Source organism: Phenylobacterium sp. VNQ135 (genome assembly GCF_049445735.1).
Classification (GTDB): Bacteria; Pseudomonadota; Alphaproteobacteria; order Caulobacterales; family Caulobacteraceae; genus Phenylobacterium.
The window spans coordinates 1,035,347-1,056,659 of record NZ_JBMSDS010000002.1 but is presented as its reverse complement, the minus strand read 5'-3'; the positions used below and the strand labels follow the sequence as shown (position 1 = coordinate 1,056,659).

The 21,313-nt window shown below is 70.1% G+C and carries 19 protein-coding genes; 6 read left to right on the top strand and 13 right to left on the bottom strand.

Going from position 1 to position 21,313, the window contains the following annotated elements; translation table 11 throughout:
- Positions 1-46 precede the first annotated feature (46 nt).
- Entirely contained in the window at positions 47-418 is a 372-nt protein-coding gene (locus ACO2Q0_RS11075) for a MerR family transcriptional regulator (protein WP_423351546.1), read from the bottom strand.
- Positions 419-554: 136 nt separating this feature from the next.
- Here ACO2Q0_RS11075 and ACO2Q0_RS11070 point away from each other — a divergent pair, with 136 nt between their 5' ends.
- A complete protein-coding gene (locus ACO2Q0_RS11070) occupies positions 555-1,967 on the top strand; it encodes a helix-turn-helix domain-containing protein (protein WP_423351545.1) in 1,413 nt (470 codons plus the stop codon).
- A gap of 72 nt (positions 1,968-2,039) precedes the next feature.
- Here ACO2Q0_RS11070 and ACO2Q0_RS11065 read toward each other — a convergent pair whose 3' ends face one another.
- From ACO2Q0_RS11065 to ACO2Q0_RS11050, 4 genes are all read right to left on the bottom strand, one after another.
- Positions 2,040-4,349 (bottom strand): TonB-dependent receptor, encoded by a 2,310-nt coding sequence (locus tag ACO2Q0_RS11065; protein ID WP_423351544.1) that lies wholly within the window; start codon positions 4,347-4,349, stop codon positions 2,040-2,042.
- 30 nt (positions 4,350-4,379) lie between these two features.
- The gene (locus ACO2Q0_RS11060; RefSeq protein WP_423351543.1) at positions 4,380-6,197 is read right to left on the bottom strand and encodes a tetratricopeptide repeat-containing sulfotransferase family protein; all 1,818 of its coding nucleotides are present in this window, start codon (positions 6,195-6,197) and stop codon (positions 4,380-4,382) included.
- Between the two features lie 57 nt (positions 6,198-6,254).
- A complete protein-coding gene (gene dgcA, locus ACO2Q0_RS11055) occupies positions 6,255-7,229 on the bottom strand; it encodes an N-acetyl-D-Glu racemase DgcA (protein WP_423351542.1) in 975 nt (324 codons plus the stop codon).
- Between the two features lie 134 nt (positions 7,230-7,363).
- Positions 7,364-8,389, bottom strand: coding sequence for a mechanosensitive ion channel family protein (locus tag ACO2Q0_RS11050; protein WP_423351541.1), 1,026 nt, complete (start codon positions 8,387-8,389; stop codon positions 7,364-7,366).
- A gap of 101 nt (positions 8,390-8,490) precedes the next feature.
- Here ACO2Q0_RS11050 and ACO2Q0_RS11045 point away from each other — a divergent pair, with 101 nt between their 5' ends.
- Entirely contained in the window at positions 8,491-9,291 is an 801-nt protein-coding gene (locus tag ACO2Q0_RS11045; RefSeq protein ID WP_423351540.1) for a hypothetical protein, read from the top strand.
- Positions 9,292-9,297: 6 nt separating this feature from the next.
- Here the strand turns inward: ACO2Q0_RS11045 and ACO2Q0_RS11040 are convergent, their stop codons facing one another.
- From ACO2Q0_RS11040 to ACO2Q0_RS11015, 6 genes are read right to left on the bottom strand one after another with little or no spacing between them, the layout of a single operon-like run.
- The gene (locus tag ACO2Q0_RS11040) at positions 9,298-10,203 is read right to left on the bottom strand and encodes an RDD family protein (protein WP_423351539.1); all 906 of its coding nucleotides are present in this window, start codon (positions 10,201-10,203) and stop codon (positions 9,298-9,300) included.
- A complete protein-coding gene (locus ACO2Q0_RS11035; protein ID WP_423351538.1) occupies positions 10,200-11,195 on the bottom strand; it encodes a stage II sporulation protein M in 996 nt (331 codons plus the stop codon). Before ACO2Q0_RS11035 ends, ACO2Q0_RS11040 begins: the two co-directional genes overlap by 4 nt.
- Positions 11,195-12,508, bottom strand: coding sequence for a DUF58 domain-containing protein (locus ACO2Q0_RS11030; protein ID WP_423351537.1), 1,314 nt, complete (start codon positions 12,506-12,508; stop codon positions 11,195-11,197). The genes ACO2Q0_RS11035 and ACO2Q0_RS11030 overlap by 1 nt, the downstream gene beginning before the upstream one ends.
- A gap of 6 nt (positions 12,509-12,514) precedes the next feature.
- Positions 12,515-13,471, bottom strand: coding sequence for an AAA family ATPase (locus ACO2Q0_RS11025; RefSeq protein WP_423351536.1), 957 nt, complete (start codon positions 13,469-13,471; stop codon positions 12,515-12,517).
- Entirely contained in the window at positions 13,458-14,678 is a 1,221-nt protein-coding gene (locus tag ACO2Q0_RS11020; RefSeq protein WP_423351535.1) for a hypothetical protein, read from the bottom strand. Before ACO2Q0_RS11020 ends, ACO2Q0_RS11025 begins: the two co-directional genes overlap by 14 nt.
- Positions 14,675-15,283, bottom strand: a complete 609-nt coding sequence (locus ACO2Q0_RS11015; RefSeq protein WP_423351534.1) for a DUF4129 domain-containing protein — start codon at positions 15,281-15,283, stop codon at positions 14,675-14,677. The genes ACO2Q0_RS11020 and ACO2Q0_RS11015 overlap by 4 nt, the downstream gene beginning before the upstream one ends.
- A gap of 103 nt (positions 15,284-15,386) precedes the next feature.
- Between ACO2Q0_RS11015 and ACO2Q0_RS11010 the strand changes: the two genes are divergently transcribed.
- The 4 genes from ACO2Q0_RS11010 (at position 15,387) to ACO2Q0_RS10995 (ending at position 19,934) form a co-directional block, all read left to right on the top strand.
- Positions 15,387-16,412, top strand: a complete 1,026-nt coding sequence (locus ACO2Q0_RS11010; RefSeq protein ID WP_423351533.1) for an adenosine deaminase — start codon at positions 15,387-15,389, stop codon at positions 16,410-16,412.
- 82 nt (positions 16,413-16,494) lie between these two features.
- Positions 16,495-17,703, top strand: a complete 1,209-nt coding sequence (locus ACO2Q0_RS11005; protein ID WP_423351532.1) for a parallel beta-helix domain-containing protein — start codon at positions 16,495-16,497, stop codon at positions 17,701-17,703.
- Between the two features lie 2 nt (positions 17,704-17,705).
- Positions 17,706-18,758 (top strand): SO2930 family diheme c-type cytochrome, encoded by a 1,053-nt coding sequence (locus ACO2Q0_RS11000; protein ID WP_423351531.1) that lies wholly within the window; start codon positions 17,706-17,708, stop codon positions 18,756-18,758.
- Between the two features lie 102 nt (positions 18,759-18,860).
- Positions 18,861-19,934: an NADH:flavin oxidoreductase gene (locus ACO2Q0_RS10995; RefSeq protein ID WP_423351530.1), complete on the top strand. Its 1,074-nt coding sequence runs from the start codon at positions 18,861-18,863 to the stop codon at positions 19,932-19,934.
- A gap of 8 nt (positions 19,935-19,942) precedes the next feature.
- On the opposite strand, the gene ACO2Q0_RS10990 is transcribed toward ACO2Q0_RS10995, so the two are convergent.
- Together ACO2Q0_RS10990 and ACO2Q0_RS10985 are read right to left on the bottom strand one after the other, a co-directional pair.
- Positions 19,943-20,368 (bottom strand): hypothetical protein, encoded by a 426-nt coding sequence (locus ACO2Q0_RS10990; protein ID WP_423351529.1) that lies wholly within the window; start codon positions 20,366-20,368, stop codon positions 19,943-19,945.
- A complete protein-coding gene (locus ACO2Q0_RS10985) occupies positions 20,368-21,180 on the bottom strand; it encodes a TIGR02587 family membrane protein (protein WP_423351528.1) in 813 nt (270 codons plus the stop codon). The genes ACO2Q0_RS10990 and ACO2Q0_RS10985 overlap by 1 nt, the downstream gene beginning before the upstream one ends.
- Positions 21,181-21,313: the final 133 nt, after the last annotated feature.

Here is a 21,313-nt window from a genome sequence, read left to right as displayed (position 1 = left end):
CCCGGCGGGAGGTTGGCCTAGACCGCGGCTGCGGCCAAGGGCCCCTTTAGGCGGCCTCTTCCTGCAGAGTGGGCAGCAAGGCTTCGACGGCGGCGAGTTCACGCGCCAGCTCCTCGCGGCGGCTGAGCAGCTTGCGGAGCGCGACCTGCGAGCCGGCGCCCGAGCGTTGCTCGGCGTCCAGCACCTGCCGGATGTCGCGCAACGGCAGGCTGACCGAGCGCAGCCGGGAGATCCAGGCCAGCTTCTGGCGGGTCCAGCCGTCGTAGAATCGATGGTTGAGGCGATCGCGGCGGGCCTCGATCAGCCCCTTCTCCTCATAGAAGCGGAGCGCCCGGGGCGTCATGCCGAACAGGCGGCAGGCGTCGGCGAAGCCCAGCCGCGGCAGGTGGTGCAGGTTGTCGGAGCGACGGCCGAGCATATCCATCCTCTTCCTGTGCTTTTGCGAAACTGAGGGTCACGTTCGGTGAGGGAGCAAGCGCCCTTTTGCTTTGGTTTTCAAACGAGAACGTGCGAAGACTTGGCGCCTCGCGGGACCAGTTTTGTGAACTTGTGAAATGCCGGCCGCCAAGCTCTTCGTCGGACCCCAGGTGCGCCACCTGCGCCAGGAGCAGGGGCTGAAGCTGCAGGCCTGCGCCGCGCGGCTGGGCATTTCGGTCAGCTACCTTTCGCAGATCGAGGCCAACCAGCGGCCCGTCACCTCGCGGGTGCTGGTGTCCATCGCCGAGGCGTTCGGCGTGCCCCCCGAGGTGTTCGAGGCCCGTGAGGACGAGCGGCTGATCGCCGACCTCAAGGAGGCGGTGGCCGAGAGCGCCCATCCGGGGGCGCCGGTGGCGCTGTCGGAGATCCGGCGGGTGGCGCTGCAGGCGCCGGGGTTCGCCAGGCGCTTCCTGGACCTGCACCGGGCGAACCAGCGGCTGGCCGAGCGGCTGAACCTGACCGAGGAGGCTGTGGCCCTGGACGAGGCGACGGCGGCCAGTTCGCTGCTGCCCTACGAGGAGGTCCGCGAGTTCTTCCACGACATCGACAACTACGTGGACGCGCTGGACCGCGCCTCCGAGGCGCTGTCGGACGCCATCGGACTGGAGAACGGCGAGCCGCCGGACGCGAAGATCATCGGCTGGCTGAAGGCGCGGCAGGGCGTGAGCGTCGTGCGGGCCGCCGACGGCGAGCTGATGCGGCGCTATGATCCCGAGACCAGGACCCTGTGGGTCAATCCCCGTCAGCCCGCCGAGACCCAGACCTTCCAGCTCGCCTACCACCTGGCCGCCGCGGAGCTGTCGGAGGTGATCGAGGCCGAACTCGCCCAGGCGCGGTTCCGCACGCCCGAGGCGGTGGACGTCTGCCGTGTCGGCCTCGGCAACTATGCGGCCGGCGCGCTGCTGATGCCCTATCGGCGCTTCCAGGCCACGGCGCAGGCGCTTCGCCACGATATCGAGGCGCTGAGCCTCACCTTCCACACGAGCCTGGAGCAGGTGTGCCACCGGCTGTCGAACCTGCAGCGGCCGGGGCTGCGCGGCGCGCCGATCTTCTTCGTGCGGATGGACTACGCGGGCAACATCACCAAGCGCCACTCCGCGACCCGCCTGCGGTTCGCGAGGTTCGGCGGCGCCTGTCCGCTTTGGAACGTGCATCAGGCTGTGGGCGCCCCAGACCGGTTCCTGGTGCAGGTGGCGGAAATGCCGGACGGGGCGCGCTACCTGTCGGTGGCCCGCAGCGTCGCCAAGCCGTCAGGACGCTACCTCGAACCGGACCGGCACTTCGTGCTGGGCTTCGGCTGCGAGATCGGCCACGCGCACCAGTTCGTCTATTCCGAAGGGATAGACCTTTCCGGCCCCGCCGCGCGGATCGGGGTGAGCTGCCGGATCTGCGAGCGCAACGACTGCCCACAGCGGGCCTTCCCGCCGGTGGACCGGCCCCTGCGCGTGCCGCCGCACGAACGCCGCGCGGTGCCGTTCCGCCTCGACTAGCCGCCTGCGCCGACGGCGACGCCCCGCGTGCGGGCGGCGGGGCTGAGCCCGCCGCCTCGCCGAGGCTTCTGCCTAGAACGACTGGCCGAAGCGCAGGCCGATGATCCGTGGGCGGATCGGCGTCACCCACACCCGGGTGCAGACCACGCATGCGACGCCTCGGTCCACCTGCCCGTCCTCGTCGAAGAGGTTCTTGGCGAAGGCTTCGACGCGCCAGGAGCCGTTGGTCAGGCCGGCGGTGAGGTCGAAGGTGGTATAGGCCGGCGTCTTGCCGATCAGCGCACGATCGGCCGAGCGCAGGTCGGGATAGGCCGACCCGTTGTGGACCACCGCGCCCTGCACGTGGGCGTCCATGCCGGCCATCATCTCCCACTCGTACCGGACGTACATGCTGCCCTTGAATTTGGGCGTCACCGGCAGGGATTGGCCCTTGGGCGCGAGCACCGGCCCCGTGGGGCTGGAGCGGTAGTCCTGGGCGAGTTCGGCGTCGATGTAGCTGGCGGCGCCGTTCAGCGTCAGGCCTTCGGCGAGAACCCACGTGAGGTCGGTCTCGACGCCCTTCATCTTGGCCTTGCCGCCGTTGGCGATGATCGTCAGGCCGTTCTGTCCGAGGAACGAGAACTGATAGTCGTTCCACTTCTCGCGGAAGAGGGCGCCGTTCCACCGGAGGCGATTGTCCATCCAGGTGGTCTTCCAGCCGAACTCCAGGTTCTTCAGGTAGTCCGGGTCGTAGGGATCGCCGCCGCGCCGATTGACGCCGCCCGGCCGGTAGCCGGTCGAATAGGTGGCGTAGACCATGCGGTCGGCGTCGAACTTGAACTGGGCGTTGATCCGGTAGGTCTTGCCCTTGTCCGAGGTGACTCGGTCTAGGTTCGTACATGGGCTCCCGTCGACGATCGGCGGGCCGAAGCAGACCGCCTCGCCGGTCCTGGAGCTGTAGCCCGGCCCATAGCCGAAGAAGCCCTCCAGGCCGTTCTTCGCCTTGAAGAAGCGGATGCCGCCGTTGATCGTGAGCTGGTCGGTGACGTCGAAGCTGGCGTCGGCGAAGGCCGCGTAGTCGCGGTCGACGCGCAGTTGCTTGGTCAGCCAGATGGTGTCGGGCCAGCCCGTCACCGAGATCGACGAGGCGAGGTCGTCGATCATGTAGCGCTGCTGAATGTTGTGGGTCTGCTTCTGGTAGAACAGACCGGCCGTCACCCGGAAGCGATAGTCCGCCGGCGTCGCCACGCGAAGCTCGTGGGACTGCTTGGTGAAGACGTCCTTGGCCTTGATGTACTGGCTGATATCGATGTTGTCGCCGGCGTCGTCGTACCAGTAGGCGCCGTAGCCGTAGAGCGTGTCGTAGAAGTAGGCGTAGTCGGAGTAGTCGGACTCGCCCTCCAGCCAGCGCTTCATGTAGGCGCCGGCGTAGACCACATCGAGGTTCGACACCGCGCCCTCGACCGTCATCGCCGCCTGGTACCACTTGTCGTCGCCGCGATCCGGGCGGAAGCGGGCGGTCTTCAGCCGGCCGCGACCCGGATCGAACCTGTAATCCCCGTCGCTCTCGGTGCGTTGGGCGTTCAGGGTCGGCGTGACGGACCAGGTGTCGTCGAGGTCGATCTTCAGCGCGGCGCGCGCGCCGTAGGTGTCGCTCTCGTTGAAGTCGTCGTCGGCCAGGGCGGCGTTGTTGATGGTCACCGGACCCGTTGGATAGGTCTGGGTGGCCTCTTCGTTGTCGATGTAGCCCGCGTCGTGCAGCGCCCAGCCGACTAGGCGGACCGCGGCGCGGTCGCTTAGCGGCTGGTTCACGAAGCCTTCGACGCCATAGCCGATGCCGCCGTGGCTGACGCGGTTGAGCTCGAGGTCGTAGCCGGCCTCAAAGCCCGAGGTGCTCGGCTTGTTGGTGATGATCCGGATCGTGCCGGCCTGGGCGCTGGCGCCGTACAGCGTCCCCTGGGGACCGGCGAGGACTTCGACCCGCTCGATGTCGTAGACGTGGATGTCCAGCGGGCCGGTGATCGTCGTGACGGGCTGCTCGTCGAGGTAGACGGCGACGCTCGGCAGCGGGCCGGAGTGGTTGCTGTTCTCGCCCGAGGCGACGCCGCGCATGTAGATGGTGTTATAGCCGGGCGCGCTGGCCTGGACGGTGACGTTCGGCAGGAACTTCACGTAGTCGGCCATGTCGGAGACCTGGAGCTGGTCCAGCCGCTCGGTGCCCAGCGCCTGCACGCTGACCGGCACGTCCTGCAGGTTTTCCGACCGCTTTTGGGCGGTGATCACCACCTCCTCCAGCGTCGCGCCGCCGGCCTGTTGCGCGGCGGCGGGCGCGGCCACGGCCGTCAGCATGGTCGAGGCCATGAGGCCCACGGACCACTTCGACTTGTTTCGACTCGCCTTCATGCATCCCCCCAATTGAGAGCCGAGACGGACCTAATACGCAGGCGCCTCCGGGTACGCGTCCAGAACAGGGCCCAGCGCCGCCTTGAGCGGGCCGAGCCAGATATCGTAGTTACGCCAGTGGTCCGCGGCGTCGGTAAAGATTGGCTTACGGACCTGTTCGGAGCTCGCGGTCCGCACGGCCCGATCGTTTTCGTAGAACCTCAGGCAGGCGTCTTCGAAGGGAAGGCCGCAGTATTCGAGCAGGCGACGGACTTCCGCCTCCGGATCGGTCACCATCTGCTCATAGATCACGCGATGGACGCGGCCTGGCAGCACCTGATCGAAGTGCGCCATGAGCTCCACGTAGTCGGCGTAATAGCGGCCGATGTCGGTGAGATCGTAGGTGAATCCCTGACCGCGGGCGAAGTGCTGCTTGAAGCCGGAGAAGCCGCAGCCCAGCGGGTGGCGACGCGCGTCGATCACCTTGGCGTTCGGCAGGATCAGGTGGATGAAGCCGAGGTGCGCCCAGTTGTTCGGCATCTTGTCGATGAAGAACGGCCGCCCGAGCTTGCGATGGACCTCGGCCCGCGAGAGGTACTCCTCGCCGAGCGCGTAGAGCTGCTGCGGCGACAGCTCGGCGAGAATATCGGGATAGCGGCCGGCGGACGACTTCTTGGCGAGGCCGCCAAGCCTGCGGGCCATGGCGATGATGTCGGGCAGCTCCTGGGTGCCCTCCACCTGGCTGTGGCTGGAGAGAATCTGCTCCACCAGCGTCGAGCCCGCACGCGGCAGGCCTACGATGAAGATCGGGTCGGGGGCGGATGAGCCCTGCCCCGCCCGGGCCTTCAGGAACTCGGCCGTGAACAGCACCTTCGAGCGGCGGACGTGGATGCTGGTCTCCTCCGGATCGTACGACAGCTCGTACTTCCGGAGCGTGTTGCCCTGGGCATAGTGGCGGAACGAGTCGGCATACGCCTGCCGGTCCTCGTAGGCCTTGCCGAGGGCGAAGTGCAGGTGGAAGCGGTCGTCTTCGACGAGCTCCTCCTTCCGCAGCTGGGCCTCCATGGCCGCCACGTCCTCGTCGGTGAACCTCACCGTCTTGAGATTGGCCAGGCTCCACCAGGCCTCCCCGAGGTTCGGCGCCAGCGCCAGGCTGCGGCGGTAGGCCTCGACGGCGTCCGCCTGGCGGCCCACGGTCTTCAGCGCGTGGCCGTAGCTCATCCAGGTCTTCGGGTGCTTGGGGTGGCTGCCCAGCACCTTGGCGTAGTGGACGATCGCCTCCTCGTACTCGCCGATCCGACCCAGCGCCGCGGCCTTCAGGTTCAGGTAGGCGGGGTTCTCGGCGTCGCCCGCCAGCAGGACGTCGAGCTGGGCGATCGCCTCCACCGGCTTGTTATGGCGGTACAGGACGGTGGCGTAGTTGTGCCGCGCAGGGGTGAAGCTCGGAGCGAGCTCCACGCAGCGGGCGAGCAGGTTCTCGGCGTCCTCGTAGCGACCGAGCCGCATGCCGGTTTCGGCGAGCATGCGGATGGCGGCGACGTCGGTGGGCTGCGCCTTCAGGCGTTCGCGCAGGAGCTGTTCGGCGTAGGCCAGCCGGTTCTCCACCAGCGCGTTGGCCGCCGCGATCATCTGCGGGTCCTTCACCGAGCCTTTGACGGAGCGGAGATAGGCGTCCTCGGCGGCTTCGGTTTCGCCCTGGCGGCGCAGGGCCGCGCCCAGCAGGCGCAAGGCGTGGGGATGCTCGGGCGAGACGGCCAGGATCTCCCGGGCCTGACGTTCGGCCAGCATCGGATCGCGGGCCAGGAGGTGGGCGGCATGGGCCAGCGCCACCTCGATCGTTCCCGTCGGCTGTGCCGCCGCCCCTGTCACCCGAACTCCCCGAACGTCGTGAGCGGATGAAGCGGCCGATGCGCTGACGCTGTCAACTCAACCGAGGTGCTCGGGATCGCCCCAGAACCCCGGCTGTGGCGGATGGAGCACGCCGCGTTCGAAGCGGCAGCCGCCCGGCCGGTCCCTGGACAGCCACCACGGCCCGTCCAGGTCGACGAAGTCGGCCTCGCCCGCCAGGACGAACGCGGGGGCGATGGCAAGCGAGCTCGCCACCATGCAGCCCACCATGAGGGACAGACCCTCCGCGCGCGCGGCCTGCGCCAGGGCGACCGCTTCGGTGAGGCCGCCGGCCTTGTCCAGCTTCACGTTCACGGCCTGATAGCGGCGCGCGACGACGGGAAGATCCACGCGGGTGTGCAGGCTCTCGTCGGCGCAGATCGGGGCCGGATAGCTCAGGCCCTCGAGCGCGGCGTCTTCACCGGCGGGCAGCGGCTGCTCCACCAGCACCACCTTGCAGCGGGCGATGGGTTCGGCCATCGCCTGCAGGATCGCGAGCGTCCAGCCTTCGTTCGGATCGACGATCAACCGGGCGGAGGGTGCGGCCTCGGCGACGGCCAGCAGGCGCTCGGCCGGGCGATCGGCGGAGAGCTTCACCTTCAGGAGCGGAGCGTCACGGGCCAGCGCCGCGGCCTCGGCCATCCCCGCCGGGGCGTCCAGGCTGATGGTGACCGCCGATGGCACGGCCTCGGGCGGCATCCGGCCCAGCATGTCGAACACGGCCTCGCCGTCGCGTTTGGCGAGCAGGTCCCAGAACGCGCAGTCCAGGGCATTGCGCGCCGCCCCGGCCGGCAGACTGTCCAGCAGCCGCTCGGGATCGCCGCGCAGCGCGGCCATCACCTTGCCGGCGGTTTCGTCGTAGCGGGCGTACGGCACGCATTCGCCGCGACCGGTGCGCACCCCGTCGGAGAGCTCGACCACCACCACCTCGGCGTGGGTCTTCACCCCCCGTGAGATGCGGAACGGGGCGCGGAGCGGCAGGCGCTCGAAGCGGACGCTCAAGGACAGGGCCATCGCCGCCCGTTCTTGCCGATTGCGGCCGCGGCGTCGACCTCAGGATGCCGCGAAGATGGCGAACACCAGGAGCCCGCCCAGCAAGGCCAGGAGGCCATGCGCCGCCTGCCGCCAGCGGGGACCCAGGCGAGGGCTCACGGCGGCGGATGCGGATCGTCGTACAGCGGCCCGTCCTCGCGATCCGATCCGGCGAAGGGCCGGGCCAGGTCCTCGGCGGCGTCGTTCACGGTGCGCGGCGCGGGCTGGGCTGGATGGTCGTGGCCTTCAGGCTCGGCCAGCCGCAAGGCACGCCGGGCGGCTTCGCCTTCCTGCCCGAACAGGCTGCGGAGCCGCACCTCCATCTGGGGGAACGGAATCTCGATCCCGGCGCGATCCAGAGCCTCGGCGATGGCCCAGGTGTAGGCGGCCTGCACCGCGCCGGGACGCTTGACGGCGTCGAGCGACGGCCAGACCACCAGCTCGAACTTGAGGGCCGAGTCCCCGAAGCCGGTCAGCCAGACCTGGCTCTTCTGGGCGTCGGTTTCGGGCAGGGTGAAGGGCACGCTTCGCGCCGCCTCCAGCACCACTTCGCGGACCTTCTCCCTGTCGCAGCCGTAGCCGACCGTGAAGGGTATGTGGATGCGGCGCGTGTGGCCGCGCAGCGTCCAGTTCACCACCGGGCCTTCGATGAACTTCGAGTTCGGGATGACCAGATCGATATTGTCGTTCGTGCGGATCCGCACCGCGCGGGGGCCAACCTCCTGGACCACGCCCCGCTTGCCGTCCTCCAGTTCGACGAAGTCGCCGACGCTGAGGGAGCGGTCGAAGATCAGGACCAGGCCCGAGACGAACTCCTTCACGACGCCCTGCAGCCCGAGGCCGAGGCCCACGCCGACGGCGCCCGCGAACACGGCCAGCGACGACAGGTTCAGGCCGATCGTCGACAGACCGGCGACGAGCGCGATCAGCACCACCCCGTAGGTGACCAGCTTCTCCACGATGTAGAGCGCCGCGGCGCCATGACGGGCGCGGCCGCGCAGGCGGCGCAGGCCGGCGCCGGCGAGCCGCGCGATCAGCATCCCGACCGCGATCACGGCGACGCCTGCCACGACGCCGCCCACCGTCACCGGCGTACGGCCGATGGCGAAGAGCACGAAGCCGGGAAGACGGTCGAGGTCCATGGCTGGGCGAACGCGGCCCCCGCGGCCGGCGTTCCGGTCCGGTTCGACAGCTCTACCTTGGCGTGTTTAGCTGAGCCGGGGAATCGAAGGGAGCCAGCCAAATGACCGCCGCCTCCGTAGAGACGGGCAAGATCGATATCGGCCGCGTGATCGGCGACACCTTCAAGGTGCTGGGCCGCAATTTCGTGACGTTCTTCGTCCTGTCGCTGGTGCTGACGGGCCTGCCGACGGGCGTGTTCACCGCCCTGCAAGGCGCACTCTACCAGCCCGCCGAAGGGGTGACCTTCGATCCGGACATGATCCTGTGGAGCATGCTGGGCGGCCTGGTCACGCTGGCGACCACCGGCATCCTGCAGGGCTCGCTGATCTACGCCACCGTGCAGGATATGAACGGGGCAAAGCCGTCGATCGGCGAAAGTCTGGCCACAGGCCTGCGGAACTTCCTGCCGCTGATCGTCGTGAGCATCCTTGCCGCTCTCGGCATGGTCCTCGGCTTCATGCTGCTGATCGTGCCAGGCGTCATGCTGCTCGTGGCGTGGTCGGTCGTGCTTCCGGCCCTGATCGCCGACCGCACCGGGATCTTCGGTGCCTTCGGTCGCAGCGCCGAGCTGACCCGCGGCAACCGCTGGCGGATCTTCGGCCTGCTGCTCATCACCTGGATCGCCGCCATGCTGTTCGGCCTGATCTTCGGGGCCATAGCGGGCGTGAACCTGCTGACGGCGGGGACCGACGCCGACGCCATCCAGCGCGCCGCCTTCAGCCCGCTCAACATCGCCATCAACGTGCTGAGCCAGACCCTGACCTACATGGTCACATCGACCGGCATCGCGGTGCTGTACGTCGAGCTCCGCAAGGCGCGCGACGGCCTGGGTCCGCAGTGGCTTTCGGAGATCTTCAGCTAGGCCGACCTAGCCGCCGGGGCGGTCGTGCTTGTCCCGGCGGCGCTTGCCGAACAGGAGGCCGCTTTCCAGGCGGCCCCGAAGGCCGGCGTAGTAGGCGTTGAGGAAGGTCCGGTCGGGCAGGTCCGTCGGGCCCTCCCAACCGATCTTGGCGCGGATGCGGTCGGCGACCTCGGCCTGGGCGCGGCGGTTGCCGGCGCGGAGCACCTGCTCCAGCACGTGCAGCTCCTTCTCCCCGTAGGCGTCGAGTTGGGCGGGGGTGAACGTCAGGCCGGAACCCAGCGCGAAGCGGTCGTCCGAAAGGTCGGCCTCCAACACCTTCTTGGGCGCCTTCACCACCAGCGTGCCCGCCGCCAGGTCCCCGAGCCGCCGGCGGTCGCGGTTGAACAGCGGGAAGACCACGAACACGCCGCTCCAGATCGCACCAAGTCCCACGAGCGCGGCGTCCACGCCGATCTGTCCCTGGGCGGCGAAGAACGTCAGCGGCAGGAACACCTCCAGCTCCCGCATGGCGCTGCGGGCGAAGACGGCGTCGGCGGTGAGCCGGCCGCCATCGGCGGCGATAACGCGCAGTCCCATCACCCGCTTGCCCGGCGTGGACGCACGCGCCCGTCCCTCGAACCACATGAAGTAGAAGTTCCGGAGCGCGAACGAGCCCAGCAGCCAGACCACGACCAGGGCTTCCATCAGCCACCGGAGCTTGGTGACCCAGGCGACCAAGATCACCATCAGGGTGAAGCCGATCAGCGTCCCGAGCAGGATCAGCATGTCGACGGCGAAGGCGGCGAACCGCTCGGCGTATGAGCCGACCTTCAGGCGCAGGTCGACTCCCTCGGGCGTGACGAACTCGCGCCAGCCCTCATCGAACGCCACCTGGGCGCGGGCCTTGCGGGCGATCTCGCGGACGGCGGTCACCCGGGCCTCCGTCGAGGCCAGTAGAAGTAGGCGAGCCAGGCGACGCCCGATCCGGCCGCGACGCCGTAGCGAGCGAGGTCGGCCTGGATAAGCTGCCGGCCGAACCCTTCCAGGAGGCCCGCCACACACAGCATCACGACGACCCCCGCCATGGCTGTGGCGGCCCGGCGGCCAGCCTCTCCCGCCGCGTCGACCCGCGAGCGGGCGCCGGGGAAGGCGACGGCCCAGCCGATGGAGAATCCGGCCGCGCCGGCCAGGGTCACGGCGAAGAGCTCGGTCACCCCATGGATCATCAGCCAGCCGCCGGCCCCGAACAGCAGACCGCGGGAGGCGAAGAGCGCCAGGAACGCGCCCAGCATGCACCCGTTGAAGACCATCAGGCCCGCCGTCGGCAGGCACAACGCGAAGCCGAGCGCGAAGGCGAACAGCGCCACCTGTGCGTTGTGCGTGAAGAGGAAGGCGGCGAAGGCCCCAAGCCCCTCGCTGCGCGGCCCCGCGGAATAGAGTGTCCCGCGCAGCGCCTCGGTGGAGGCCGTCGGGTCGCGACCCTGGCCCACCTCGCCCGGCACGAAACCGTGGAACCAGCTCGGATCGGCCTGGACCAGCAGGAAGGCGACGATGGTCCCCATCAGCATCAGCCCGCCGGCGACCAGGGTCTCACGCCAGAGCGCCTGCACCGCCAGGGGCCAGTCGCGCAGGAAGAAGGCGGCGATCCGTTCGGGCAGGGTGGCGCGCGCGCCATAGACGAAGAAGTAGGCGCGCGTGCAGAGGCTCTCGAGATAGTCGACGAGGCTCCGGTCCAGGGAGATCGAGCGGGCGACCGAGAGCGACGACAGCGCCTGGCGGTAGAGCAGCGGGATCTCCAGCAGCTCGTCGCGGCGGAGCTTGGCCGCGCCGCCCTTCTCGGCCTTGTCCAGCAGGCGCTCCAGCTTGCGCCAGTCGGCCTCGCGCTCGGCCCGGAAGCGGTGGCTCTTGAGCCTCAGTTCGGCCATCAGACGAGCCCCCGGCGCTTCACGTCGAGATAGGCGTTGAGCAGGGCCGGCCCCAGGCCCTCGGCGGGCGCGTCCACGATCTGCGCGCCCAGCCGGCGCAGCCGCGTGACCACCGCCTCGCGCTGCCGGAGCAGGCCATCGGCGATGACGGCGCGGGACATGTCCTCCACCACGTTGGGCTCGGCCTCCGCCAGCCGCTCCAGCTCCTCGTCGCGGAACACCACGAACAGCACCAGGTGCGTGCGCATCAGGCGGCTGAGGTTCTCGATCATGAGTTCGGCGCTGGTGGAGTCCACGAAGTCGGTGAAGACGACGACCATGGCGCGGCGATCGAGGCCGCCGGAGAGCGCGGTGAGCCCCAGCGTGAAGTTGGTCTCCTCGGTCGTGTAGTCGAGACCGGCGGCCAGTTTCTGCAGCAGCGGGAAGGCCTGCGGCCCCGAGGCCATGCCGCTGGCCAGCCGCGGTCGGGAATCGAAGGCGAAGAGGCCCGCCCGGTCACCCATCTTCAGGCTGACGAAGGCCAGCAGCAGGGCGGCGTTGATCGCCCGGTCGAGGCGCGGCAGGCCGGCGGCGGGAGACGACATCAGCCGGCCGGTGTCGATGGCGAGGACGACATGGTGGTTGCGCTCGGTCCGGTACTCGCGGCCGACCAGCTTCTGGCGACGCGCGCTCGACTTCCAGTCGACGTCGCCGAGGTCCATGCCCGTCTGGAATTCCTTCAACGCATGGAAGTCCGAGCCTTCGCCGCTCTCGCGCAGCACCTTGGAGCCGATCGGCGCATTGCGGGCGAAGAGCTGCAGGGCCTGCTGCTTGACGCCCTCGACGTCCGGCGTGACGGCGATCGCCTGTTCGGGCGTCTCGTGACGCTGCAGCCAGACCAGCCCCAGGGGCCCCCGCCAGCGCGCCCACAGGCCCTCGAGGCGGCCACGACCGCGGCGTCTCGGCGACAGGGTGAGCTCGGCTTCGGCCCGTCCGGCGGAGAGCGTCACGTCCTGGCGCCGCGGCGAGACTGCGAGGCGCTCGTCCTCGCCGACGGCCAGCTCGACCCGGCGGGGCGCCGCGCCTTCGAAGGCCAGCCGGACGCGGGCTGAGCCGCTACGGCCTGCGCCCATCGTAGCAGGCAGGTCCGCCCTCAGGGCGAGCCGCCGCGGCGGCGGCGCCAGCACGACGTCGGCGACCATGAGCCCGACGGTGAGCACGATCCACGCCGCCGCGGCGATCCACAGGCCAGGCGCGGCCACCGCCACGGCCAGGGCCAGCGGGGCGCCCAGCGCCATCAGCACGACGGCGCGACGGGTGGGATAGACGTTCAAGCCGCGCTACCGGGGCGCCGCGGCGCGTTCGACGAGGTCGGCGATCACCTGCTCGGCCCGGCGGCCGTCGATCTCGGCGGCGGGGGAGAGGATCACCCGGTGCTGCAGCGCCGGCAGCGCCAGGGCCTTCACGTCGTCGGGGATCGCGTAGTCGCGGCCGTCGAGGGCGGCGCGGGCGCGGGCGGCGAGCGCGAGCTGGGCGGCGCTGCGCGGCGAGGCGCCGCTCTGAAGATCGGCGGTTTCGCGGGTCGAGCGCACGAGCTCCAGCACATAGTCCACGATCTCGTCCGCCAGACGAACCTCGGCGACCGCGGCGACGGCGGCGGCGAGCATCTCGGCGGTGACCACGCGCTGAACGCCGAGGGCCGCGGGCTCGGCCTGTCCGCTCTGGGCGCCGTACGCCTGGACGATGCGGCGCTCCTCCTCGCGGCTGGGGTAGGCCAGCACCTGCTTGAACAGGAAGCGGTCGAGCTGCGCCTCCGGCAGCGGATAGGTGCCCTGCTGCTCCAGCGGGTTCTGCGTGGCCACGACCATGAACCGGTCGCTGAGCGGGCGGGCCTGGCCGTCGATGGTGACGCGGCGCTCCTGCATGGCCTCCAGCAGCGCGGCCTGGGTCTTGGGCGGCGTGCGGTTGATCTCGTCGGCCAGCAGCAGCTCGCAGAAGATCGGCCCCTCGTTCAGCGAGAAGCTGCTGGTCTGGAAATTGAAGACATTGGTCCCGATGATGTCGGCCGGCATCAGGTCGGGCGTGAACTGGATGCGGCCGAAATCCAGCGCGAGGGTGGTGGCGAAGCACTGGGCCAAGAAGGTCTTGGCGACGCCGGGCGGCCCTTCCAGCAGCACGTGGCCGCGGGCGAACAGCGCCACCAGCATCAGGTCGATCGTCTCGGCCTGGCCGACGATGGCCTTGCCCACCTCGGCGCGGACCTTGTCGGCCAGCGCCTTCACTTCAGCCACGTCCACGCGTCATCTCCTTGCGCCATTGATACAGTCTGCGCGCCGCCTCCAGCGCGGCGTGCGGCGTGGCCGCCGCCTCGGCTTCGGCCGAGAGCTGCCCCGGCGAAGCGGCGCCGCGACGCCGCGCCAGCTCCTCCAGGGCCATGTCGTCGGGCACGCCGTGGCCGGCGGCGGCATGGGCCACGCGCGAACGGGACATGGCGGCGTAGGCGGAGGCGAGCTCGGCCTCCTTCTTCGCCATGCGCACGAGGCCTGCGGTGTTGTCCACGAGCGCCGTGGAGCCCAGCGCGATCGCGCGCGCCTTCCGCTCGGGGGCGCCGAAGCGCGCAAGCGCATGCAGGCCCATCAGCACCGCTGCGGCCACCGCGCAGAGCGTGGCCGCGAGCCACGGCGGGGTCAGCGCGAGGCGACCGAGGCCCGGCGTGTGCTCGAAACCATTCAGCGTGACGTCGAAGACCACCGCACGGTCCGTTCCGCGGGCCGCCTGCAGCATGGCCACGGCGGCGCGGGCGGTCGGCAGATGTGCGAGACCCTGGTTGTTCAGCAGGTCGGGATCGGCCAGCACCCAGACGCCCGGGCTCTTCCGCGAACGAACGAGGACGGCCTGCCCCCGCTCGTCGGTCAGCAGCGGCTCCCATCCATCGCCGGAGAGGGTCTGGAGCTGGTCGATGGGGCCAAGCGGCAGGACCTCGCCGCCCAGGAAGCCGTTCGCGCCGCGCAGCGTGGGCCGCGATACGCCCTGGCGGCGGGCGGCGACCGTCTTTGCGGCGTACGAGGCGAGCTGCGGATGGTAGGCCTCGCCGCCGGTGACCAGTCCGCCCTTGCGCACGAGACCTCGGCGTAGCGGGTCCGGCGCAGGCGCCCATTTGGGCAGCACGATCAGCGTGAGCGCGCCCTTGGGATAGGCGCGGATGTCGGCGGGCTTCTCGTCGAAGTCGGGCGTCAGGACCGTCACGGCTTCCGTCGGCCGCGGGGGCCGCACTCGGCTGACGGTGACCGGCACGTCCAGTTCGCGGAGCAGGATGACGGCGCCGGCGTAACCCACGGCGGAACGGGAGAGCGCATGCGCCTGGCCGTCTTCGCCCCCGCGGAGCTCGGGCGCATAGGCCGACAGGACGCCGAGGCCCGCGAAGGCCACGATGCCGACCACCACGAGGATCAGCACGGCCCGCGGCGAGAACGGCTGGACGGCGGGCGCAGCGGCGTCGCTCACCGCCAGCCCTCGGTGAAGGCGAAGGCCTCGTAGTCGCCGCGCGCGCGGGCAAAGTCGTCGGCGTCGGCCGGGCGGCCGCCGAAGACCGTGCGCTCCACCGCCTGGGCCAGGCGGGTGAAGGCGCCGCGGGGCGCCTCCGGCAGGGCGTCCAGGGCGGCGATGTCACGGCTGGTCAGCGCCGGCCTCACGAGGCCTGGACGACGGCCGGCGAGGTCGTCGATGCTGCGGAAGAGCAGGAGCCGGATCGCTTCGGCGTGACGACCCTCCGCGGCCAGCCGGTCGGCGTGCTCCAGCAGCACGCGGGCCTTCTCCGGTTCCGGCCGCCAGTCGGTGAGCGGGACCTCGGTCCGGGGACCTCGGCGGACCGCCGCCAGCTCCTGGACGACGAACCAGACGATGACGAGCGCGCCTACGATCACCCCGCCCCAGAAGACGTAGGGCAGCGCCCGCGCGACCGCTTGCAGGAATTCGACCAGGGCCTTCGCCCAGCCTGGCGGCTTCGGCGCGACCACGGGCTGGAAGTCGAACTGGATGTCGCGCGACGCGCGCAGCGTCCTGTGCGCGGCCTCGACCTTCGCCTCCCAAGTCTGCGACCCTGACGCCACCGCGCTCCCCCGTCGCGCGACCCTAGTGCGCAACGCCCCGGCGTGGGAAGGCCCGACCGGCCGCAGCCCTTGACCCCGCGGGGGAAGCGAGGATGCTTCCGCCATGAGCACCCTCGCCGACTTCATCCGCGGCCTGCCCAAGGCCGAGCTCCACCTGCACATCGAGGGCAGCCTCGAGCCCGAGCAGATGTTCGAGTTCGCGAAGCGCAACCGCGTGGACCTGCCCTTCAAGACGGTGGAGGAGGTGCGCGCCGCCTACGCCTTCTCCAATCTGCAGGACTTCCTCGACATCTATTATCAGGGCGCGGGCGTGCTGCAGACCGAGGAAGACTTCCGCGACTTGGCGCTGGCCTACTTCCGGCGCGTCGCCGCCGACGGGGCCCGCCACGTCGAGCTGTTCTTCGATCCGCAGACCCACACCGACCGCGGCCTGCCCTTCCGGGTCGCGGCGGACGGACTTCTGGCTGGCATGGCGGAGGCCGAGAAGACGCTGGGCGTCAGCTCCAGCCTGATCCTCTGCTTCCTGCGCCACCTGGACGAGGACGCGGCGTTCGCGACCCTGGACGCGGCCGAGCCATACCTCGACCGGATTGTCGGGGTCGGCCTGGATTCCTCCGAGGTGGGCCATCCGCCGTCGAAGTTCGCCGGCGTGTTCAAGGCGGCGCGTGAGCGGGGGCTGAAGCTGGTGGCCCACGCGGGCGAGGAAGGCCCGCCCGACTACGTCTGGGAGGCGCTGGACGTGCTGGCCGTCGACCGCATCGACCACGGCAACCGCGCCCTCGAGGACGAGGCGCTGGTGCGCCGGCTGGTCGCCGAGGGCATGACGCTGACTGTCTGCCCGCTTTCGAATCTCAAGCTCTGTGTGGTCGACGACCTCAAGCAGCATCCGCTGAAGCGCATGCTGGCCCTGGGCCTGAAGGCCACCATCAACTCGGATGATCCCGCCTACTTCGGCGGGTACCTGGCGCAGAACTGGACCGAGACCGCCGACGCCTTGGGCCTGACGCGCGATGAGCTGGTGACCCTGGCGAAGAACAGCTTCACCGGCGCCTTCCTCGGCCCCGAGGCGGTGGCGCGGCACGTCGCCGAGATCGACGCCTACGTCGCGAAGAGCGCAGCGCCGGCCTGAGGGCTTGCATCGGCTTGCCGAACGTCGTCACTTCCAAAGTTGAACGGCGCGTCATGACGCCGGCAAGACGGAGGGAGCTGACATGATCCGGCTGATGACCGCTGCGGCGGCGGTTGCGCTTTTGGCGGGGACAGCCCACGCCAAGACCATCCAGGTGGCGGCCGGGGCCGACGCCCAGGAGCGCCTGCAGACCGCTCTCCTCGACGCCAAGCCTGGCGACGTGGTGGAGCTGGGCGCCGGCCGGTTCGAACTGACCGACGGCCTGTCGCTCGACGTGGACCACGTGACCGTGAAGGGCGCGGGCCCGGACGCCACGGTGCTCTCCTTCAAAGGCCAGAAGGGCGCCGGCGAAGGCCTGCTGATCACGTCGGACAAGGTCACCGTGCGCGACTTCGGCGTCGAGGACACCCGCGGCGACGGCATCAAGGCCAAGGGCGCCGACGAGATCAGCTTCGTCAACGTTCGCGTCGAATGGACCGGCGGACCCGACGAGAAGAACGGCGCCTACGGCGTCTATCCCGTCAGCTCGACCAACGTGCTGATCGACCGGGTGGTGGTGAAGGGAGCATCCGACGCCGGCATCTACGTCGGCCAGTCGAAGAACATCGTGGTCAAGCGCAGCCGGGCCGAATTCAACGTCGCCGGCATCGAGATCGAGAACTCCTACAACGCCGATGTCTTCGACAACGTCGCCACGCGCAACGCCGGCGGCATCCTGGTCTTCGACCTGCCGAACCTGCCGCAGATGGGCGGTCATTCCACCCGCGTGTTCCGCAACAAGGTCGTGCAGAACGACACCAAGAACTTCGCGCCCAAGGGCAACATCGTCGCCAGCGTGCCCACCGGCACCGGCGTGATGGTGATGGCCAACCGGAACGTCCATGTCTTTGAGAACGAGATCGACGCCAACCAGTCGGCGGCGGTGATGCTGGTGTCCTACGTCCAGAAGTTCGACGACAAGACCTATAACCCGCTGCCGCGGGACGTCGTCGTCCGGGACAACAAGATCGGCAAGAACGGCTGGGAGCCGGCGTTCGACGGCGGCAAGCTTCTGGCGCTGGTCGGCGGCGGCTCGATCCCCCCGGTGCTCTGGGACGGCGTGGTCACCTACAACGGCGGCGAGGCGGCGCGCGTGCGCCTCGTCGACGGTCCGGTGATGAACCTGAACCTTCCGGCGCCGGGCGAACTCGAGAAGGCCAAGCCCAAGGTGCTGCCGACGGTCGGCGACGCGGCCCTGCCCGAGCCCGCCGCCGTGGTCCTGCCGAAGCGCCAGGCGCAACTGGGCGACTGACGATGATCCGGCGTCTGGCGGCGAGTGCGGCCGCGTTCCTGTGCCTGGGGGCCGCGCCGGCGCCGGCGGGGCCGGACTTCGACCTGCTGAAGGCCGAGGCGCCGGCCCCGAAGCTTTCGGACTACCGACTGCCGCTGGACGACGCCGGCCGCGCCGCGGGTTCCGGCCTGACGCCCTATGCCCTGAACACGCCTCTCTTCAGCGACTACGCCGAGAAATACCGGTTCGTGGCCCTGCCGCCCGGGACAAAGGCCGGCTACCGGCCGGAGGGCGCCCTGGACTTCCCCGTCGGCACGGTGCTGGTGAAGACCTTCGCCTATCCTGCGGACCTGCGCCGGCCGAACGAGAAGGTGCGCTCGCTGGAGACGCGGCTGTTGATCCGCAAGCCCGCCGGCTGGACCGCCCAGGCCTATGTCTGGAACGCTGATCAGTCTGATGCGGTGCTCAAGCGGGCCGGCGCGCGCATTCCCTTGGAAGTGGTCGACGCCGGCGGCAAGCCGCTGCGCATCGACTACGCCGTGCCGAACCAGAACCAGTGCAAGGAGTGCCACCAGCTCGACAAGGCGATCAGCCCGCTGGGGCCGAAAGCGCGCAACCTCAACGGGGACTTCGCCTTTGCCTCGGGGCGCGAGAACCAGCTCGCCCACTGGACGAGGGTCGGGCTGCTCTCGGGCGGGCCGGCGCCGGCCAAGGCGCCCCGCACCGCACGCTGGGACGATCCGACCGAGCCGCTGGCGGCCCGGGCCCGCGCCTATCTCGACGCCAACTGCGCCCACTGCCACCACCCGAACGCCATCGCCTCCAACAGCGGCCTCTTCCTGCAGTGGGAGCAGGCGGAGGGACCGGCGCTGGGCATCGGCAAGCGGCCGGTGGCGGCGGGCCGCGGCTCGGGCGGCCTGGAGGTGGCGATCGCGCCGGGCCATCCCGAGGCCTCGATCCTGGTGCACCGCATGGCCTCGGACGAACCGGGCGTGATGATGCCCGAGCTCGGCCGGTCGGTGACGCACCACGAGGGCCTGGCGCTGGTGCGCCAGTGGATTGCGCAGATGCGCTGAGCCCGCCAGCAGGGTGCGCGGCTGAAAGCCCCGACAGATTCCCTGGCTTGCGCGGACCCCGCGTCAGGGGGCTAGGTGCGGGCGACCTCACGGAGACTGACCTTGGCCGAGAAGAGCCTGTTCGACCCGCTGCCGCTCAAGCACGGCAAGCCGCTGAAAAACCGCTTCATGCTGGCTCCCCTGACCAATTCCCAGAGCCACGCCGATGGGACGCTCTCGGACGACGAGTTCCATTGGCTGACCATGCGCGCCCAAGGCGGCTTCGGCCTGACCATGACCTGCGCGGCCCACGTCCAGCGGCAGGGCCAGGGCTTCCCCGGGCAGCTCGGGGTGTTCGGCGACGAACACCTGGAGGGCCTGACGCGCCTGGCGACCGCCATCAACGCCACGGGCAGCCGGTCGGCGGTGCAGCTGCACCACGCCGGCAACCGCTCGCCCAAGGATCTCGTGCCGCAACCGGTCAGCGCTTCGGACGATCCCGAGACGGGCGCCCGGGGCCTCACGACGGCGGAAGTCGAGCAGCTCGTCGAGGATTTCGTGGCCGCCGCCGTCCGGGCCGAGAAGGCCGGCTTCGACGGCGTCGAGCTGCACGGCGCCCACGGCTACATCCTGGCCCAGTTCCTCTCGCCCGAGATCAACCGCCGCGACGACCGCTACGGCGGCAGCCTGGAGAACCGCTCGCGCATCCTCTTCGAACTGATCGACGGCGTGCGGCGGGCGACCGGTCCGGACTTCCAACTGGGCCTGCGCCTGTCGCCCGAGCGGTTCGGCCTGCGCCTCTCCGAGATCGTCGAGGTGGCCCAGCAGATCCTCCGCGACGGCCGTATCGACTACCTCGACATGTCGCTGTGGGACGTCTTCAAGGAGCCGACCGAGGAAGCCCATAAGGGCCGCTCGCTGATGAGCTTCTTCACGGAGCTGGATCGTGGCGAGGTGAAGCTGGGCGTGGCGGGCAAGATCACCACGGCGGCGATCGCCCAGGAGATGTTGGACCGGGGCGCCGACTACGTCCTGATCGGCCGCGCCGCCATCGTGCACCACGACTTCCCGGAGAAGGCGCGCGATCCAGCCTTCACCCAGATTCCGACGCCGGTCAGCGCCGAATACCTGGCCAAGGAAGGCGTCAGCCCGACCTTCGTCGAGTACCTGCGCAACACCTTCAAGATGGTGGCCTAGGCGCCCGCTCAGGGCTCCTCGTAGCCCTCCGCGGAGACGCGGAGGGTGAAGGCCGCGGGATCGCGCTCGAAGACGAGGCCGCCGCGGGCCTCGCCGCCGCCCGGAACATAGGCGAACACCGCCCGGCGCTCCTCGACCGGCCGTCCAGCCTGTTCCAGCACGCCGCGGACCTCCACCTCGGCGGCTGTCGCGTGGCTGTCGTTGCGGACGATCAGCGGCACGACGTGACCGCCGGCCACCGCCTCTGCGGGCTTCGTCTCGATCTGCAGCACCGGCGGCCCGCGATCGCCCGAAACGACCTCCCAGATCGAGTAGCCGATGACGCCGATCGTGAGCACGGCGCCCAAGGCGGCCGCCGTCCACTCGGCGAGCGGGGTGCGATCCTTGAGCGCGGGACGGACCGGCGTCTTGGCGGCAGGCTTGCGAGCGGCCATCAGACGACGAGCCTCGCGGCCGCGGCGCCGAGGGCCGCCGGGAAGCTCAGCACCACGACCGAGCGGACGGCGTCGCTGAGCGGCGCGTCCAGGCGGCCGAACGTCCAGAGGATGTAGAGGCTCACCAGCACGGCGATCCCGTATCCGGCGAGCGTGAAATGGAAGAAGGCGAGCGCCTGGCGCTCGTGCGCCTCCTGGCCCGCGAAGCCGACCGCGAACACAAGGGCGTGCAAGGCCACCAGCGAGACCGCCACCATGAGGAGAGCGTGCCAGGGCGTCATCTTGAAGCCGATCAGGATCATCTCCTCCGTGGGCGCGACGTTGAAGGCGAAGAACAGCGCGCCGGCCGCCATGAGGAACAGCTGACCGAGGTAGCCGGCGCGGTCCTCCTTCTCCTGGCCCTCGGTCCCGCCCTGGAGCTGGCGGTTCGCGAGGATCGCCCCGAAGCTGGCGGGCGCGGCCTGAACCGAAATCATGCCCACCGCTTCGCGCAGGCCCGTGGCGGTGGTGAGCAGGCCGAAGAGCGCGAGCATGGCGGCCGAGACGACGAAACCCACGGCCATGGCGGCCAGCGCGTCCAGCAGGTCGTCGGCGAAGTCGGTGTCGTCGCGGAAGCCCGCGAAGCGCGCGAGACCGAAAACGGTGAGGGCCACCACGGCCAGGAACAGCGCCAGCTTCAGGCGATCCATGTGGAAGCCGAACTGCCACATCTCCATCGTCATCATCAGCGGCAGGCCGAAGATGACGGCTCCCGCCGCCGCGCGCGCCAACGCTCGGGCGTAGCTCTCCTCCTGGGCGATCTGCACGGCCATCCCGGACGAAACGCTCGAAAGGCAAAGCTTGTTCAACGGGCTCCGCAGCGTGCGCTCGCGGCAACGTGAGCGAAGGGCCGGAACCTGCGGGCCGGCAGGCCCATTGTGCGGCGTCGTCAGAACTCGGAGCGAC